General features: G+C 48.1%; 15 protein-coding genes and 1 pseudogene. 12 read left to right on the forward strand and 4 right to left on the reverse strand.

The features are described 5' to 3' along the window. From AC3G2T_RS25850 to AC3G2T_RS25885, 8 genes and pseudogenes are all read left to right on the forward strand, one after another. A pseudogene (locus AC3G2T_RS25850) lies at positions 1–2,141 on the forward strand (hypothetical protein); the annotation flags it as partial. Further along, entirely contained in the window at positions 2,141–2,626 is a 486-nt protein-coding gene (locus AC3G2T_RS25855; protein WP_488437381.1) for a hypothetical protein, read from the forward strand. The pseudogene AC3G2T_RS25850 and the gene AC3G2T_RS25855, both read left to right, overlap by 1 nt. 423 nt (positions 2,627–3,049) lie before the next feature. After that, the gene (locus tag AC3G2T_RS25860) at positions 3,050–3,268 is read left to right on the forward strand and encodes a hypothetical protein (RefSeq protein ID WP_488437382.1); all 219 of its coding nucleotides are present in this window, start codon (positions 3,050–3,052) and stop codon (positions 3,266–3,268) included. A gap of 333 nt (positions 3,269–3,601) precedes the next feature. Further along, positions 3,602–4,435, forward strand: coding sequence for an amino acid ABC transporter substrate-binding protein (locus AC3G2T_RS25865; protein WP_474685510.1), 834 nt, complete (start codon positions 3,602–3,604; stop codon positions 4,433–4,435). Positions 4,436–4,494: 59 nt separating this feature from the next. Continuing rightward, complete coding sequence (locus AC3G2T_RS25870) at positions 4,495–5,163, forward strand: amino acid ABC transporter permease (RefSeq protein ID WP_474685509.1); 669 nt, start codon at positions 4,495–4,497, stop codon at positions 5,161–5,163. A gap of 13 nt (positions 5,164–5,176) precedes the next feature. Next, a complete protein-coding gene (locus tag AC3G2T_RS25875) occupies positions 5,177–5,911 on the forward strand; it encodes an amino acid ABC transporter ATP-binding protein (protein WP_488437383.1) in 735 nt (244 codons plus the stop codon). A gap of 48 nt (positions 5,912–5,959) precedes the next feature. Continuing rightward, positions 5,960–7,138, forward strand: coding sequence for a MalY/PatB family protein (locus AC3G2T_RS25880; RefSeq protein WP_488437384.1), 1,179 nt, complete (start codon positions 5,960–5,962; stop codon positions 7,136–7,138). Between the two features lie 99 nt (positions 7,139–7,237). After that, positions 7,238–8,341 (forward strand): AbrB family transcriptional regulator, encoded by a 1,104-nt coding sequence (locus AC3G2T_RS25885; RefSeq protein WP_488437385.1) that lies wholly within the window; start codon positions 7,238–7,240, stop codon positions 8,339–8,341. Here AC3G2T_RS25885 and AC3G2T_RS25890 read toward each other — a convergent pair. From AC3G2T_RS25890 to AC3G2T_RS25900, 3 genes are all read right to left on the reverse strand, one after another. Continuing rightward, positions 8,322–9,197, reverse strand: coding sequence for a LysR family transcriptional regulator (locus tag AC3G2T_RS25890; RefSeq protein ID WP_488437386.1), 876 nt, complete (start codon positions 9,195–9,197; stop codon positions 8,322–8,324). The genes AC3G2T_RS25885 and AC3G2T_RS25890 overlap by 20 nt on opposite strands. 227 nt (positions 9,198–9,424) lie before the next feature. Next, the gene (locus AC3G2T_RS25895; protein ID WP_474685504.1) at positions 9,425–10,336 is read right to left on the reverse strand and encodes an SDR family oxidoreductase; all 912 of its coding nucleotides are present in this window, start codon (positions 10,334–10,336) and stop codon (positions 9,425–9,427) included. 373 nt (positions 10,337–10,709) lie between these two features. Continuing rightward, a complete protein-coding gene (locus AC3G2T_RS25900; RefSeq protein ID WP_488437387.1) occupies positions 10,710–11,351 on the reverse strand; it encodes an NAD(P)H-dependent oxidoreductase in 642 nt (213 codons plus the stop codon). A 360-nt stretch (positions 11,352–11,711) separates the two neighbouring features. Between AC3G2T_RS25900 and AC3G2T_RS25905 the strand changes: the two genes are divergently transcribed. From AC3G2T_RS25905 to AC3G2T_RS25920, 4 genes are all read left to right on the forward strand, one after another. Then, the gene (locus AC3G2T_RS25905) at positions 11,712–12,581 is read left to right on the forward strand and encodes a sigma-70 family RNA polymerase sigma factor (RefSeq protein WP_488437388.1); all 870 of its coding nucleotides are present in this window, start codon (positions 11,712–11,714) and stop codon (positions 12,579–12,581) included. A 117-nt stretch (positions 12,582–12,698) separates the two neighbouring features. Continuing rightward, positions 12,699–13,223, forward strand: a complete 525-nt coding sequence (locus AC3G2T_RS25910) for a hypothetical protein (RefSeq protein WP_488437389.1) — start codon at positions 12,699–12,701, stop codon at positions 13,221–13,223. A gap of 663 nt (positions 13,224–13,886) precedes the next feature. After that, positions 13,887–14,654, forward strand: coding sequence for an EcsC family protein (locus AC3G2T_RS25915; RefSeq protein WP_488437390.1), 768 nt, complete (start codon positions 13,887–13,889; stop codon positions 14,652–14,654). A gap of 854 nt (positions 14,655–15,508) precedes the next feature. Further along, positions 15,509–16,741 (forward strand): NAD(P)/FAD-dependent oxidoreductase, encoded by a 1,233-nt coding sequence (locus AC3G2T_RS25920; RefSeq protein ID WP_488437391.1) that lies wholly within the window; start codon positions 15,509–15,511, stop codon positions 16,739–16,741. 103 nt (positions 16,742–16,844) lie between these two features. Here AC3G2T_RS25920 and AC3G2T_RS25925 read toward each other — a convergent pair whose 3' ends face one another. Further along, the gene (locus AC3G2T_RS25925; protein WP_488437392.1) at positions 16,845–18,281 is read right to left on the reverse strand and encodes a pectate lyase family protein; all 1,437 of its coding nucleotides are present in this window, start codon (positions 18,279–18,281) and stop codon (positions 16,845–16,847) included. Positions 18,282–18,288: the final 7 nt, after the last annotated feature.

Genomic DNA, 18,288 nt, shown 5'->3' on the forward strand with positions numbered 1-18,288 from the left:
GCGAGCAGGTGAAGCTGCATCTGAGCGTGGACCGCGAGCAGTCGAAGGACAAGGCGCACTGGTTCCCGTTCGCACCGGCGACCGGCAGCGCCATGTACAGCATGCCGAAGGCGGGGACTCGCGCGAGTCTGTACATTCCCGATGCCGAGGGAAAGCAGGCGCTCGTCGTAGGGGCGGTGCGCACCAATGGCGGCAGCTGCGCCAAAACCGGCGACCCGAGCAAACGATACTTCGGGACGGAGCACGGGAGCGAGCTGGAGCTGACGCCGACGGCGATCAACCTGACGGGCGGGAGCAAAGAGCCGCTGAAGCTGAGCTTCGACGACGCGGTGGGCGTGACGATGACGAGCCACAAGAAGCTGACGCTAAACGCGAAGGCGGACATCTCGCTTTACACGCCCAAGCGTGTGGTCATCTACGCGCAGAGTCAGCTCATGGCGAAGAAGCTGAGCGCACAAAGCGGCTTCTCGATCGAGAGCGAGTACCACTTTCTCGGAGCGAACGTAAGGGCGGAAGGAAGAGACCGCACCTCGTATGCGCCGTTTGACGACGAGCCGAAGCAAGGAACGCCACCTCCTCCGCCCCCGCCGCCGGAGAAAAAGAAATTTAGCTGGGGGAAGCTGGCGGGCAACGTGCTGGGCGCACTCGCAGTTGTGGCCGTTGTAGCGGTAGTTGCGGCAGTTACCGTAGCGACGTTAGGAGCCGGAGCGGTGGTAATCGGGGTCGTGGCAGCCGGCGTGATGGCAGCGGGAGCCGTCGCAGTAGGAGCGAAAGCCGCCTCGGATGTCCAGCGAGGGGAAGTGAGCGACTTCAGCGATTACTCCCCCGCCGATGCGTTTCGGGAGTTGATGAGCGGTGCGACATCCGGTGCGCTTTTCGGACCCATCAAGAAAGCATGGGAAGCGTACAAAGAATTTGATCCGATGAGCGCTGGCATCCTGGCAGGAATCGGCACGGTTGTAGAGGAAACCGTTCTGGGGTTGGCAGACTTGTTATATAAGGAATTGGATTTTGCCGTAAAGAATCCTCTGGAGGCCTTGGAGTTTGTCGCGAACCCCATCGTTTATGTAGGCAAATACTACTCCAACAAGGAGCATCGAGATGAGCTGCTGAGAACACTGGCGGGAGTCTGGGAAGGCGTAAAGCGGGATTTCAAGGATGACGTCATCAATGGAGATACCTATAGTCGAAGCAAATATGGAACGGAATTGGTACTTACCATAGCCTCCTTTTTCGTCGGTGGCGAGGCAGGAGCGGCATCCAGGGCCATGCAAGCTGAAAAGTTGGTGCTGAGTGGCACGAAGTCGGTGCAGGTGACAGAGGTTGCAAGCATAAGCGCAAGATTCGATCAGTTTGTACGATCACTGGGTGAAAAGGGCACTACCCTGGGGAGAAGTTACACGAAGCTGACTCAGGATATGAATAAGATTTTGGATGCAGAATTTATTAACCCGTTTGCACCGCAGAAGGCAGGAGTGTTTGGAGGTATACCTGAAACAACAACGCTAAGGGAACTCTTTCAGGAAGCAACGGGGAAAATATCGAATTATATGAAAAGCGAAGGCGATTCAGTCGGCCATGGAAAGGGTGGAGGTGGTTCAGGCTCTAAGGGGACGGGTAATGATGTGCCCATATTCAATGAACCAATCAAAACTAAAACGAATAAGGGGTTAGAAGTCGAATTTACAAATCCATTGGGTAATACAATCAAATGGGTTGAACAAAATCCCAAAAACATACCTAGTGCAATTGAAAGTGCTAAAAATAGTAGCAATGCTGGAAAATCCATTGAGGGTAAAGTTGGAGATTATGTTCAACAAAGGATGGAAGTAACAGGGTTCGGCTTAAAGCTAGATAACATTTCTACTGGTAAACCAGCAGGAGATATTGATATTATGACAAATAATCAAATTATAGAGGTTAAGAAGTCAATGTCTGCTGTGAAAATGGATCAAATCGATAAGTATATTAATCCAAGTAATCCTCAATTCTTTAATTATGAGGGTAGAGAGGTTATGCTATATGTTGATGAGGTTATTGATACCTCAAATGCTCAAATAACTAAAATTATTCAAGAACTCAATAGTAAAGGTATAACAGTTGTAAATTCGCTCGAAGAGTTAGGAGGAGTATTCAAGTAATGGGAATGTCAGCCTTTGTATTATTTAAACGTGGAGAGAGTGCTCCAGCAAACGACCTATTGAGGAATCTTAATAATATATGTATTAAGGAAACCCTTTTTTTTGATAGTGATGAAGAAAATTTTAATATTGAAGGAACACTAAAATATTCTCGAGTGTATATAAGTGATATACCATTTAGAGATAATTATTCAAGACAGCTTTGCTTTAGCGTATATGATGAACCTTATGAATATCAAATAGTTAGTTTTAAATGGGATGATACGAATAGTGAATATTTTAAAGCAGTAGTGTCTGATGATTTTTATGATAATGAAGATTTATTATTACGATTTGCCCATGCCATTCTCAATATATATCCGACAGCAAAAATGTGGGTTGAGGAAGATTGGTTTTATACTTTAGAAGATTTGGAGAATATCACTAATTTGCCGTATAATAATGATTGGTGCTATAAAAATCCAAGAGATATTGCCCAAGAATAGTTATGGTGGCTGATAATGGGTTTGTCATAAATTTTGTATAAATACATTTACAATTTCCACAATAAGATCGTACAATACAACCAACAAAACCACAATGCGAGTTAACCGCCCGTATTGTGGTCTTTTTTTGCCGCGGTACCGCTAACGGTAAATAACGCTCAGAGAGTATGCGCGGCGCAATATGAAGAATTATTTTCCTAAAACACTTCAAATCGAAAACAAGCCGAGCAGCTTTGATGTTTTGCCGTAAAGAATCTTCTAGAGGCCATGGAGATACCTATAGTCCCAGTTTAAGATTACAACTTAGGGGACGGGGGTGTAAAGCAATTGACAAATCTGTTTAAATCTAAAAATATGGATATTGTTATTAAATGCTTCCCTGAATAGGTCCAATTTAATGAGTTGTTATCACGGTATTCTTTTTTGAAGAACAATGCCAATTCAATACCTTTGGACAAACCAAGCATTTATTATAGTATTTATTTTTGGTTCGTACAGGTTAAAGAACGATATTTTGAACTGTATGGGTATGACGCAGGCATTGAGCAAGAAGGATTCAAATTATTGGAAGAGATAGATGTTGAACTTGGAGAAGGGGTAGATTGGACATTAATTGAAAAAATAGAAAATAGGTCTATTTAGCCGTTGGGAATTACATTACTGGATCAACGTCCGGGAATGGACTTTCACTTCTATCGAAACGACGAACAGTTAAGATGAAAATGACGCAAAGGAAAAGAGATTGCCGCGGCAAGCTCCTTTTTCTCGTTCACCGATGAAATCCATGAGGATCGATAATGACTAGTTTAATGATATTTATGTGTTACATTTCGTTACATCAATTCATTCATAATTTACTTTTATTCAGGAAGATAAAAATTAACTATTATATTTATATATAGAAAGGCAGTATTATGGGATTATATATTTCTTATATTGTTAAATAATATAACACTATCAGGGAGGTCATTGAAAATGTCGACAATCAGAAAATCGTTTTTAGCCAGCGTGCTGGCTGCCGTTGTTTTATCAAGCTCCGCGTGCGGCACACAAACAACCGCTCCGGCGGCCGGACCGCAAGATGCATCGAAGACGGAGGCGGGAGAAGAAAAGGTGCTTCGGGTAGGCACATCGGGCAGAAGCGTGCCGCATTCTTACAAAAATGAGAAGCAGGAGCTGGACGGCTTTGATATCGAGGCGATAAAAGCGATCGCGGGCAAAATCGGTTACAAGGTGGAATGGATAACGGCCGATTTCAGCGGACTATCCGGGATGCTGGACGCCGGTAAAATCGATACGATCGCCAACCAGGTGGAGATATCGGACCAGCGTAAAGAAAAATATTTGTTCAGTATTCCTTATGTATACTCGGGCGGCCAACTGGTTGTCAAAAAAGGAAATGATTCGATTAAATCGCTGGAAGATTTGAAAGGCAAGAAGATAGCGGTCGGGTTAGGCACGAATAAAGAAAAATTTCTACGCGATTATGATAATGAAAAAGGAGTCAAAATGAACATTGTCACGTATGAGGATCCGAGCGGTATTGTCTATGACGTTGCCAACGGCAGGGTGGACGCCTACATTGTCGATAAAGCGAGCGGTCTTGTCAAAATTGAAAAATCCGGCTTGCCGCTGCAGTTCGCAGGGAAACCGTTTGAGGATTACATTATCGCCTTCCCGTTTGTAAAAAACGATAAGAACAAGGCATTAAAGGACAAGTTCGATAAGGCTCTTGAGGAATTGCAAAAGGACGGGACTATGTCGCAGTTGTCTATAAAGTTTTACAAGCAAGATATCAGCAAGAAATAAGCTTCCAGAGCGGAGAAGCGCTTAAAGCTTAACTTCAATTTTTCCGGGTGGTGAACGCAATGAATTTTGACCTGAATTATATGATAAGTCTTTTTCCGCAGCTGCTGAAATATGTTCATCTCACGCTGATTATGGCGCTGGTCGCCATGTTCTTTGCGATTGTACTAGGGTTGATACTGACGGTTATTACAAAAAGCAAAGTGAAGATAATCAGCCCGCTGGCCAATCTGTATATATCTTTCTTCCGTGGAACTCCCACCATTGTGCAAATTTTCCTGTTTTACTTCGGGCTTCCCCAGCTATTTCCGGCAATGAGCTTCGTTAATGCTTTTACTGCCGTGATCATCGGTTTGAGCTTTCGGAATGCCGCTTATTTATCTGAAGTTTTCCGGGCGGCGATTACTTCGGTTGACAACGGGCAATTGGAAGCGGGTTTATCCGTGGGTATGACCAAGTGGCAAACGATGAGGCGCATCGTGCTGCCTCAAGCGACGAGGATCGCTGTACCGTCGACCGGAAATTTCTTTATTATTTTGGTGAAAGAGACCTCGCTCGCTTTTACTGTGGGCGTAGCCGAAATTTTTGCCCAAGCGAAAATGTCTGCGGCATCGACGTATAAATTTTTCGAAAGCTTCCTGGCCGTCGCTATTGTTTATTGGATTATTACCGTGCTGTTTACGATGATCCAGACCAAAATCGAAGTCAAATTAAACAAACCATACCGTTAGGGGGGAGCACGGAATGATTAAAGTGAACGGCTTGCGGAAAAAATTTCATGATCTCCAGGTGCTGCATGATATTGAATTGGAGGTTAACAAAGGAGAGGTTGCCGCTATTATAGGTCCCTCCGGATCCGGAAAATCGACGCTGCTAAGATGCCTGAATTTATTGGAAGTACCCGAGGAAGGAACGGTTATCATAGACGATGTCGCCGTGAATATGCAAGAGTTGGGCAAGAAGGATATGTACCGTTTGAGACAAAAGAGCGCTATGGTATTCCAAAACTATAACTTGTTCAAAAACAAAACCGCTCTGCAAAATGTGATCGAATCGTTGATTGCCGTCAAAAAAATGAAGGAAGGCGAAGCCAGGTCGATTGGCGAGCGATTGCTGGAGCAGGTTGGACTATCGGGCAAATTCGATAATTACCCGTCCACCTTATCCGGCGGGCAGCAGCAGAGGGTCGGAATCGCCCGCGCGCTTGCCGTGGATCCCTATGTTATATTGTTCGACGAGCCGACCTCCGCCCTGGACCCCGAATTGGTCAGCGAAGTGCTGAATGTTATGCGTCAGCTTGCTGACAAGAATACAACGATGATTATCGTCACCCATGAGATGTCGTTCGCCCGTGAGGTTGCCGACAAAGTTATTTTTATGGCGGACGGGAGAATAGTCGAAACAGGCGGACCGGAGGACATTTTCTCGAACCCGCAAAACGATCGTACGAAAAAGTTTTTGAGCCAGCTTTCCAGTTAATGCCAAGGGGATTGCTGCAGGTTAAATGCTTATAAAAGAGGTGGCATAATGAGCGGATTAGTGCGCACACATAATTTCGACGAGATCATAGAACTTAGAGGAACCGATTCCAAGAAGCATAATTTTTATCCTGAAGATGTCATTCCGATGTGGATTGCAGATACGGATTTTAAATGTCCCCAGCCGATCGTTGATGCCATGGTGAAAAGAGCGGAGCTGGGGGTATACGGATATACGCTGAGCGGCAAAAGCTTTAATTTGTCGGTCAAAAGCTGGTTGCACGCACGTTTCGATTTTCATATCGACGAAGATTGGGTTGTTTATGCTCCGGCGGTAGTTAACGGACTGGTTAATGCGGTGCAAGCATTCACGCAAGCGGGAGACAATATATTGATCCAGTCCCCGGTGTATCATCCATTTCACCATCTCATCGCCAACAACGGAAGAACCAAAGTGCAGAATAATTTGCTGCTTCGAAACGGGAAATATGAAATCGACTTCGAAGACCTGGAACAAAAGCTGAAGGATCCGCAAACGAAAATGATGCTGCTGTGCAACCCGCATAATCCTGTATGTCGGGTATACACCTGGGAAGAGTTAACCCGCATCGGCGAATTGTGTCTGGAGTACGGCGTTATTGTCGTGTCCGATGAAATTCATTCCGATATCGTTTACGAAGGCCATAATCATATACCTTTTCCGTCGTTGTCCGGGGAAATTAGGGATAATTGCATCATGTGTCTGAACCCGAGCAAGACGTTCAATATCCCCGGACTTCGCACGGCAGCTATCATTATCCCGAACGAAATGCTGCGCCGTACCTATGAGAAGACAATTGCGGCGAACAAAGCTGACGGTAGAACCGTTTTCGGTACGTTGGCCTTTGAAACGGCCTATAAGGAGTGCGGTTATTATGCGGATCAGTTGGTTCAATATTTGGAGGAAAACGTACGCCTTCTGACGGGTTATTTTGAACGCAATATTTCCGGGATTAACGTCATTAAACCGGAAGCGACGTATTTAATGTGGCTGGATTGCAGGCAGTTGGGCATGTCTCAGCAAGAACTGCGGGCCTTTATGCTGGAACGGTCCAAGGTGGGCTTGCATGACGGCATGATATTCGGCGAGGAAGGGGCGGGTTTTATGCGAATGAACATCGGCTGCCGCAGGGCCGTCCTGCAAGAAGCTCTGGAACGGATTGAGCGTGCGGTGAATGCATGGCGTTAGCCGCTGGCGGAGGCATGCATGCTGCGTATGGATATTGGCAGAGTGTGCCGCCGTACAATTCCGGTTTGAATTACTTGTCCTGTGAAAGAAGGTTGCTTCATGTTCGGATTGACCGGCATTAAAAAGATGCATGTATGGCAAATCGTCAAAACGGTTCTGATTGCCAGTATAGGAGGTTCCCTTTTTACGATTTTGCATTTTCCGCTCGCCTGGATGCTAGGGCCGCTTGCAGCGGTTCTGGTATGGCAGGTTGCTTTTAAGAGTAAGTTATACTGGCCGACAGGCTTGCGAAACGGGGGACAAATGCTTTTGGGATACAGCATGGGGCTGTCGTTTACCGCAGAGAGCGCCCGGCAAATAGCCGTTTCGCTGCCCTCTATGGCCATCTCCACCGCCTTGCTGACCGGTTCCAGCCTGGGATTGGCTTTCTTTATAGCCAAACGTACCGGAATCAGTCTTCCGAGCAGTATCATGGGGTGTATTCCCGGAGGGATTTCGCAAATGGTTCCGTTAAGTGAAGAAATTGAAGGTGCGGAACCGACAATCGTTACGTTCATGCAAACAATCCGGATGCTGGTGGTTACATTTATGGTGCCCTTTGTCGCTGTACACGGTCTGGCCGCTGCAGCCGCTGCGGAGGACGGTTCCCGGCCGCAAGCGTACAGCATCCTGTCAATCTCCGGCACTTCATGGTTCATGCTACCCGTCGCAATCGTGCTGGTACTGCCGGCAGCCATTTTCGCCGTAAGGTTCAAATTTCCGAACCCTTGGCTGATCGGACCGCTTATCGCTTCCGCCGTTATCTCGGCGTCCGGCATTGCCCTGCCGCACTTGCCGCAGCTTGTTGTCATTATAGCGCAGCTGTGCATCGGCATCTATCTTGGGCAAGGCATCAAGCTCAAGGCGTTAAGCGGCTGGCGCCGTCTTCTTCCTTACAGTCTTGCCGGAAGCGTTCTGCTTGTAGGCATGACGCTGGCGATCGCGTACATGCTGAGCCTGACCCAGCCGATCAGCTTTGTAACGGCGTTTTTAAGCATAGCGCCGGGCGGCTTGCCGGAGATGGGGGTTACGGCAGCGGCCATTCATGCCGACGTTTCAAATGTTGCGGCCTATCAGCTGTTCCGGGTATTCTTCGTTTTGTTCATCATACCGGTTGCGTTAAAAAAAATATTTCGCCGGCCCTTTAACCGAGAACATTCTTAAGATCATTACTCATAAAATCAACAAATGCTTTGACAACCGAAAATTCCAACGAAGCATTGCGATAGATAAGCATCGTTTCTCTAATAATCGGGTCGCCGTTTTTGGTCCGGAGATTGTGAACGAACAGCGACTTATGATTTTGCAGGCTCATGCTCGGAACGATTCCGTAGCCCATCCCGCTGTTGACCAGTTCGACGCAAGTTTCGATGCTGTCGACCTCCATTGTAGTAAGGGGCGGTACCGAAAATCTTTCCATCCACCATTTTTCGATATCTTGCCGCAAGCGGGAATCATTAATGACGTAATTGATTTTCGGAAGGCTCGGAAGATCATGGAGATCGATCGGTTCTTTAGCGATGAGGCAGAGGGGCTCGCTGGTCAGCAGCAGCGATTGCTCCGACCAACTGTGGTTTCCTCTCAGGATGCCGAGATGCACTTCTTCCTTCTGGACATAGGACAACACTTCGGGGCTTAATCCGGTTTTCACATTGATTTCCACTCCGCCGTACTGACGGACAAAGCTTTTGAGCAGCAGCGGCAAATAGTAACGTGCGAAGCTTGCGGAAACGCCGAGCCGCAATGTGCCTACGACCTGATCGTTCATATTCAAAATGCGCTCCTTGGTCCTTCTGAGCTCATGCAGCATTTGCTCCGCATATTTGACCAGGTATTCGCCCTGGGGAGTAAACTCCACACCCGTTTTGCCTCGGGATACGATCTTGGCGCCGAATTCCTTCTCCAACTGCTGTATGCGGTATGTCAGAGCCGGCTGGGAGATGTAAAGCTGCTCCGCAGCTTTGGTTATATTTTTTTTCAAATATAATGTTTTCAGAATGATCCAGTCTTTTTCTTCCATTGGTATGCTCCTGCCATAAAAATAAATTATAAAAATGGACGATAACCATTTAAAATTATTATGATTAATTATACAGGAACAGCCGGAAAAATTAAATACTCCAACATACCTTGTTACGCTAAACTGCCTGATAGCGCAACGCGGCTGCCGATACATACCCGGCAGCCGCGTCATCACAAACAGTTCGTAAGGACCATACACATTCTACAGAACGCTTGAGTTCGGTATTAGCGGTAACCGGAAGCATTCGCCGGTTTGCCTGCTTCCTGTACTTCTACAAGATACCGCCAGCAGTCTGGCTGTGAGCCATCAAGATCATAAAAACCATACACTTGTGCGAGCTCGCCGCTTGAAACAGACCGACCGTTCCATCGGGCAACTTCCGGATCTCCGGCTAGCGCGGCAACGGCACGCCCTACAAAACGGGGCGATTCCGAGATGATGAAATGAGGTTCCTTCGCAGTCGCGTCACGCCAGCTTTCTTCCTTAACACTAAAGTGATCAAGCATGATTTCAGAACGCATCCAACCTGGAGTCACTGCTACTGCAGTGCATGTATATGGCGAAAGTTCATGGGCTAAAGACTGAGCCATGCGAATGACAGACGTCTTGGCCAGATCGTAGAACAGGGATAGACGGTAGTTTCTATCGTTGTATTCTGCCGTGCCGTCCGTTATCTCAATGGCTAGTCCATTCTTTTTTCGGATTAAAAGGGGGAGCGCAAAGTGACTGGTAATAATATGCGTGTCAATCGCAAGCCGAAGCATGCGAAACCCCCGGTCAAGGGAGTGCTCCCACACGGGCACGTTCCACTGCGTCAAATATTCAGCTCCCCATACATCGTTGACCAGGATGTCCAGTCCTCCTTGTTCATTCTCAATGCGGGCAATTAGAGCCTGTACCTGATCAGGATCCAGATGATCCACTTGAACCGCTATTCCTCGACCGCCCGCATTACTTACAAGTTCAGCGGTTTCTTCAATAGTTTCAGGACGATTGTACTCAGAACTTTGCGTCCGTGTCGTACGTCCTGTCACATAAACAGTAGCCCCAGCCGCTCCTAATTCGATAGCTATTCCTCTGCCGGCGCCGCGTGTCGCACCTGCCACCAAAGCTACTTTTCCATTTAAAGGTTTCATCGTTTGTTACTCCTTTCGTTGATCTATCACCCACTATAAACCTTAAGTATGTCAGCTTGTGTCATAGTAATTGAAGGTTATTCAAAATCGCATTGGTAACAGGAGCTAGCCGGGGTCGGAAACTTGCTGCAGTGATGAAAGTGCTCCGGGAGAGAACTTACACAAAAGACAAGCGTTTCAAACGATAAAAAACCCCAGTTCGACTGGGGTTCAGGAAAGTGATAAGATGGGAGCCGGTCTGGCAACCGCTGCCACTTGCACATCGTGGAAATCTGTTCTAAATTTCATACAGAAATTGCACTGATCTCGTAAAATCGAAAAATAAGTATGAAAATTCGAATAGAATCGTGCCTAGACATGTCTGTCTAATTCGTTAAAATCTTCGGGCAACCTCGCGCGCTTGTTGAATCGCCTTTTCTTTTATCGCAGGCTCTTGCTCGGGTTTCGCAGCCATGCCTTCAACAAAAATCCCTTCGAAGCCAGGAATTCCAACGAATTCCATAATGGCCTTCAGGTGACGGTGACCCATTTCTAAGTCCGCATCATCTGAGCCTGGTGACAAGAAGCTTCCGCTAGCTTGAATGTGAACTGCTTTTTTATCACCCAGCAAGCCAACCCGGCCGACATCCGGTAAATATTTGAAAGTCTTGCCTGCAACGCAAATGGAGTCGATATATGACTTCATGACGGGTGGGTACGAATAGTTCCAAATCGGAGTAACAAATACATATTTGTCTGCGGCCACAAATTGGTCCACCAGCTCACTAAGACGGGTTAGTTTCATTTTCTCCGCTTCGGTCAAATTTTCAAATGCAGTACCTGCTTGCAGCTTGCCCCAACCGCTGAAAACATCGGCATCAAGTTGAGGTATATCGAATTTATACAGATCAAGATGGATAACTTCATCATTCGGATTTGCAGATCGGTAAGCCTGTACAAACTCATTAGCCACTAACATGCTGTATGATTTTTCTTGATTGTGCGGATTTGCCGTAATATATAATACTGTTGTCATATTGGAAATACCTACCTTCTCTTTTTATGAAAAGCGATTGCCTACCGTAATTTTTGCGATCTGTCTTGCGGAGACGTTAGGGCGACATTATGATTGCATGTGAAACACTCCTTTATTTTTTGATAAGAGCCGATTTTGGCTCCTTACTATGCTGACGAATGGACCCTCGGGATCTGTGACAAATAATCGGCGTCGTGTCTCTCGTCACATTGTCCGGATTTCATTCGTCAGTATTTATGGAGGCTTTTTTAGCGGAACAGCATTCTTATTGGCGAATAAACCTACCTCTAAACGCGGTCGCTCTACTTCGAAAGACTTCGATAGAGGTTTATCTCATTTTTGTACAAGGGAGTATGAGTGATGAGCGAATTGGTTCGGCTGGCTAATGAATTCGAAGCACACAGGAATCACCTTCAGGCAGTGGCTTATCGTATGCTCGGGTCATTGAGCGAAGCGGAGGACGCGGTACAGGAGACTTGGCTGCGTCTTAGCCGTGCGGATGCAAGAGGGATAGAGAACATGGGAGGCTGGTTGACCACCGTTATCTCGCGGATTTGTCTCGATATGTTGCGGTCGCGAAAAGCTAGACGTGAAGAATCAATAGAAACACACTTGTCCGAGACTTTCGCGAGCCATGAGAATATGATCGATCCTGAACAAGAAGCCATATTGGCTGATTCTGTCGGTATTGCTTTACTAGTCGTGCTCGGTAATCTGAATCCTGCGGAACGGATCACATTCGTGCTGCACGATATTTTCAACGTGCCTTTCACAGAGATTGCGCCAATTGTGGGGAAATCGGAGACCGCTGCAAGGCAGTTGGCGAGCCGGGCACGCCGCCGCGTTCGCGGGGCAAAGGCAATGCCGGAAGTCGACTTTGCTCTCCAACGCGAGGTTGTCCAGGCTTTTCTTGCTGCGGCGCATGCAGGCGATTTTGATGCTCTTGTCGCTGCGCTCAATCCGGACGTTGTACTTCGAGACGATCGCCAGACCGGGTCTTCAAGGGTAACACGAGGGGCGGTCGGGCTGGCAAAACAAGTTTCGGGACGTGCACAAACCGCAGCACAGCCGGTCCTCGTGAACGGAACAGTAGGAATCGTTGCAGCCCCTCGAGGCAGGGTGCTCTATGTGCTCAAATTTACGATAAGTCACGGAAAGATTACCGAGGTCGACTTGATCTCCGATCCCCAGCGCATAAGCCGGCTTGATCTGGCGGTGTTGAGCGATTGAGTCGCAGTTGTGTCACGGAAGCAGATATTGCCTAGTATTACGCTATTTTGCCTGTTACTTCAACGACAGAATCCATTATACATGTTTATACTATTTTAAGAAAAAGGTGGAATGGAAATGAAAAAAATATTAGCTTTTGCATTATCTCTTGTCTTCGTTTTTACTAGTGTTTTTTCTGCATCAGCTGCTTCACCTGAAAAAGAGAATCCTTTGGGTGATCTAAAAGAAGGAACAACGGTAATTCAACATGACGGTTATACCGAAACAGTTACAATAAAAATTTATAAAAATCAGGAAGATATTGATCGTGTCTTGACTGAAGCAAACAAGAAAAAGAAGGATATACTTGATAAAAACGCTAACAGCTTGCCACTGTCTGGTACTGATGTGGATTACAGTTTGGGAGGGAATAACTGTAAATATGAATCGAGTAATTCAAAAAGAGGATGTGCGTATGTTTCTGGAACATATACGGTTGGAACATTGAATAGCCATTTAGCAACAACGGTAATTGCTCAAGGTGATTATCCTTCAAAGGCAAAAGGACAAGTGGAAATCACTAGATATGGATTCGTGGGTGGTAGTCAACTGATTACTGCTACAAATACTTATACTCAAAAGATGTGGCTAGCTTTGCCGTAGATCAATCTTTTACAGGACTTGTCTTTTTATCTGTCATTTATCACAGAGGATTATTTGAGTGGAACAACAATGGATCTGTTGTAGAATGGTCCGCTGAAGTTAAACAGCAAGAAATAAAAAAGGGAGATTCACTTGATATTGTGAGTCTCTCTTTTTTATTTTTTTTTTATATAAATAATTAAACCCACGACAAGTATTGCTAATATTCCCAAAAACAAAAATATGTTACTCCAGTGAATAAATTAATCCCCTCCTTTCCTCCAATTTATTCCCATTACATCGGAATTATAACAAAGTAAACATAAATGGGGGAGTTCCAACGAAGTCCTTAGCATTAGTTTTCCGTATTTTGATCGCCCTTCTCAGATACAACTTCCTTTGAAATTCACTGGACTCTTTCTGTTTCTTTATCAGCAAAGACGCAATCTGTTCCTTCGTCAGTTTATAAATGAGAAGTCGTGTGCGAAATTTTGTAGCGTCCGAGATACACTTCGGGAGAGTACTGCCATTTCCTCGGGCTGGAGGTAGTGCGCGACCACAGGAAGAGAAAGTTTCTATCAACATATATGCGTTGTGATGTCAAATATTTTGAACTGAATTTGAAGATCGGGAACACCGTATTGTATACTGGCGGTAATAAACAAGGGCATGGATGGTGAAGCCGTGGCAGCCGATTTTACGTTGTACGAAGAGCAAATGATCAAAAAGCTGAAACGTTGGGAAATCAGGCTGCACAAGGCGCCGGGGTTGGTGGAGAAAACTTCCAGATCCGTCCAGACGCGCATAAACAAGATGATACCGGAAAAAGTGCACCAGACGATTACAGTAACGGTGAAAGGCATCGTTCAGTCGACTTTATTCGGAATGAATTTCATTCCGAGCCATGAACCGATGTTCGGTTCAACGCTGGCCGAGAGCGATGCGAAAGCCGAAGAGCTGCTGTCCCTTTACAAAAAGATCGCCGCCGCCGAAGGCGCCGGTACGGGAGCGGGAGGGATACTGCTCGGGCTTGCGGATTTTCCGATCCTCATCGGCATCAAGATGAAGTTCCTGTTTGAGCTGGCCCACGCTTACGGTTACTCGACGCGGGATTACCGGGAGCGCCTGTTTATTTTGTATGTGTTTCAGCTTGCCTTCTCGAGTCAAAGCAAAAAGCCCCAGCTTCTGGCCGCGATTCACGGCTGGGACGATATAGCGGTGGCGCTGCCGCCGGCCGCGTCGTACACGGATCATGTGGACTGGCTGCAACTGCAGCAGGAATACCGGGATACGATCGATTTTCGCAAAATGCTGCAGCTTATTCCCGGCATCGGGGCTGTCGTGGGAGCATGGGCGAATTACGGGCTGTTGGAGGAACTGGGGGAGGCGGGGATGAACTGTTTTCGCATCAGAAGGCTGCATGATAAAGAGAAGTTATCCGGGGGAGATTGACGACGGTGCGGCCAGCCGTTCGTTAAGCGGCTTGGGAAGCCGGCAAAACCTGCGAAAATGCAGGTTTTTTTGTTGGGAGCGGCTCGTTTCGGGGAAAAGCCTGCGATTGTGCAGGAATTTTCGCTCAAAATGGGTCTGAGCCCATGTGTTCGATGAAAAGCCTGCACATTTGCAGGAATTTTCCGTTATCAGCGTATGAACGAGCAAAAAGCTGCACTTTTGCAGGCTTTCCCCGCGTTGCTAAGTAAATGTGCTGGTGGCTCTAGCGTGCGAGTTGCTCAACAGCCTGACTTTTGCAGTTTTTGCCTGTTGCGACATGGTCGCCCGACCGCCGACATGCGGTACAACACCGCGCGTTGAGGGCTGTGTGCGGTGCGTCAGCCCTCAAGCCAGGGTGGGCAGTTTGAGCCTGGCGTAAATCGGGAAACGGCCAGGCGTTGACACTGACAGTGACACAGATGTAGACGGTGGCGGTGGCCGGAAATCAGGGCATTTTAGTGATTTACAACACAAGCTGATTGGTTATATAATAGTGCTAAACCGACGATGTGATTTTTTTCACAACCTAACCTGCAGACCGTCGATTCGGCTGTGACATCTGGGACGGCGGGTTTTCAGCCAGACGCTTGACACACACAAAAAGGTCGACTGGGGAACAGCCACGGGGTAAATTGTGATAATTTTCACATTCCAAAAACATGCAAGAGGCGCAAACAAGTCCAGCATTTGCCCTCCGTGCATCCAAACACATGATGGATTGCTGCCAAGTCAAAGCGCATCCTTTTTGCCGCTTATGCATGTTCTTTTTTTCACAAACTATTGGTTAGTCAAAAAGAATCGGAGGAGTGGTTGTTATGGGCACAAAGCTCAAAGTTGTCATTCTCGGAGCGGGTTACGGCGGGATTGTGACGGCGATCAGGCTGCAAAAGAAAATCAGGTCTGGCGAGATCGTAGTGACTCTCGTCAACAAGCATCACTATCACTACATCACAACGCATCTGCACATGCCGGCGGCAGGCACCGACCACCATGACAATGCGCGGGTGAGCATTGCGGAGCTGATCGATGAAAAGAAGGTGCAGTTTATTAAATCGACGGTCACCCGAATTATTCCGGAGGAGAAGCAGGTCGTACTGGAAGATCGAACTTTATCGTACGATTATTTGGTCGTCGGGCTGGGCAGCGAAACGGAGACGTTCGGCATCCCGGGAATGAAGGAGCACGCCATGTCAATCAAAAGCATCAACAGCGTCCGCTTTATCCGCCAGCACATCGAGTACATGTTCGCCAAATACAAAATGGAGCCGGAGCGCAAAGATTATTTGACCTTTGTCGTCGGCGGAGCGGGCTTCACGGGCACCGAATTCGTCGGTGAGCTGGCCGACCGTGTCCCCGTGCTGTGCAGGACTTACGATGTGAGCCCGGCGCTGGTTAAAATGATTAATGTGGAGGCGTCGCCGGTCGCCCTTCCGCCGGGTATGCCGGCCGACCTGGTCGAGTACGGAATGGACGTTATGCGCCGCAAGGGCGTCCAATATAAGCTGTCGACTCCGATCAAGAAGTGTACGCCGGAAGGCGTGCTGCTGGGGGACGGCGAGTTTATCCGGTCGGCGACCGTGGTATGGTCCGGCGGGATTCGCGGCAACTCGCTGCTGGAGTCGGCGGGTTTTGAGGTGCAGCGCGGCAGGGTCAAGGTGGACGAATACCTGCGCTCCTGCCAGCACCCTGACGTATTCATCGTCGGGGACTGCTCGCTCGTGATCAGCCCGGAGGGCGCGCCGTATCCCGCCAATGGACAGATCGCGGTGCAGCAGGGCGTAAGCGTGGCGCGCAATCTCATCCATTTGGCGCGGACGCGGCCTTTGCAGCCTTTTGCATATGATTACAAGGGAACCGTAGCCTCGCTGGGAAGAGGGGAAGCGATCGGGCTGTTGAAGGTGAAAAAGGTCAAAGGCCGCCTGGCCGCACTTTTGAAAAAAGTCATTGACGCCCGGTATTTGCTCATGATCGGCGGCGTGCCGTTGGTCTGGAAAAAGATGATTTTCAAGCAAAGGTCGCTGACGCGAAAAGATCATGTCTCGGGCTGAGGGGAGCGCCGGAACGGAATGGAGCGGCGAAACAAGCAAAGAGCTGCGCTTTAAGCAGCGGGGCTGCCGAAAGGCGCAACTCTTTGGCGATTATTTCACCTGATTAATAACTTGTCAGCAGCCAGTTTTGCTTGGCCCAGCTCAGTTTGCCGGCGCCCGACCCGTTGGAAGCGGTAAGTCTCGCTTTTAGCGTGGAAGGATCGCCTGGCGTATAGCTGTAAGGCAGAGTGCTGAATTTGTTCCAAGAGAAAGCTTTCACTGCCGCAGGGACAGGAGCGAGCGGACTGCCGGATGTGTCGCTGCTGCCTCTGAACGAGGAGCCGTCCAGGGAGTACATCGTATCCAGCGCGCGGATTTTGCCTGTGTAGCTTGTGTTAGACGCATCCGCCTGATTGTTGCGGATCGGGAACACGACGTCGATGATTTGCGACTTCTCAACCAGTACGGCTCCGTCCTCGGTGGAAATGGCTCCGTTGCTCGTAATTCCGAAATGGTAGCCCTTCGAGCTTATCGCCGATTCCATGGCGGAAGTTATTTTTTTGCTGGCAGCCCGTGCTCCGGCGCTATCCATAACGATATTATAGGCGTGCACATTCCCCCCTCTGAGGCGAGGCATGCGGTCCTGAACGTCCTGATAATAGTTGTGGTGCAGCGTAACCTCAAGGTCCGCATTGTCGGAGGCGAATTCGGTCGAACCGACGAGGTGGCCTTTCTTTTGTGACGCTGCGATAGCGATAATATCGTTCTTGCTCAGGCCCACGGCGCTGCTTCTCAAGTAAGCGTACATCGGATAAGCCGATTGATTGGCCTCCATCGCATTGATTTGCTGCGTTACCCAACTGTTCGAGCTGCGGTCATCCGCCTTAAAAGTGGACCAAGAAACCGTAACGCCGCTGCTTCCTTTTTTCACATCGAGCACGCCGTCGTAAGCTTTGTTGAACGTGCAGTGGTCGACCCACACTTTGCTTGTTTCTTCAATCGTCACGTAATCCCAATCGTTTTTGTCGTAATTGCCTTTGGTCGATTCGTCCCACTCCCACAGCTCGTCGAATTCGAGGTTGCGGATAATGACATTGGAGCTGCGTTTGATCGTAATGGCCCCATGCTTGATCTTCGCGCCGTTAGCGGAAAAGATCGTCAAACCGTTGAAGCTGTCGATGGTCAGCTTGCTGACGCCGGTCGTTTTGAGCACAGGATGCGTAAGGGCGCTGTTATGCGCGCTGAAAGGAGAAGTTTTGGCTGCCGACGGAAGCTCGTTCCAGCCCAGATTCAGGTCGTTCATAATCTCGACGACTTTGACCCCGGAACCTTTCTTGAGCGCAGCGGCCAAATCCGTCGCATTGTACACTTTTTTGTAGCGCGAATCCGTTTCGGCGATGTTGCCGCCTCCCGTATTACCGGCCGAGAAGCCTGTCAGGTCGTACTCGTTGGCGGCTGAAGCATTCAGCGGAGACAGGAGTACTAACGAGATGGCAAGCAGCAGCGACAACATTAACGCCGTATAAACTTCAATTCTTTTTCCCAATTTCAAAGTATGCATGTATGTC

Source organism: Paenibacillus sp. sgz302191 (assembly GCF_057749925.1).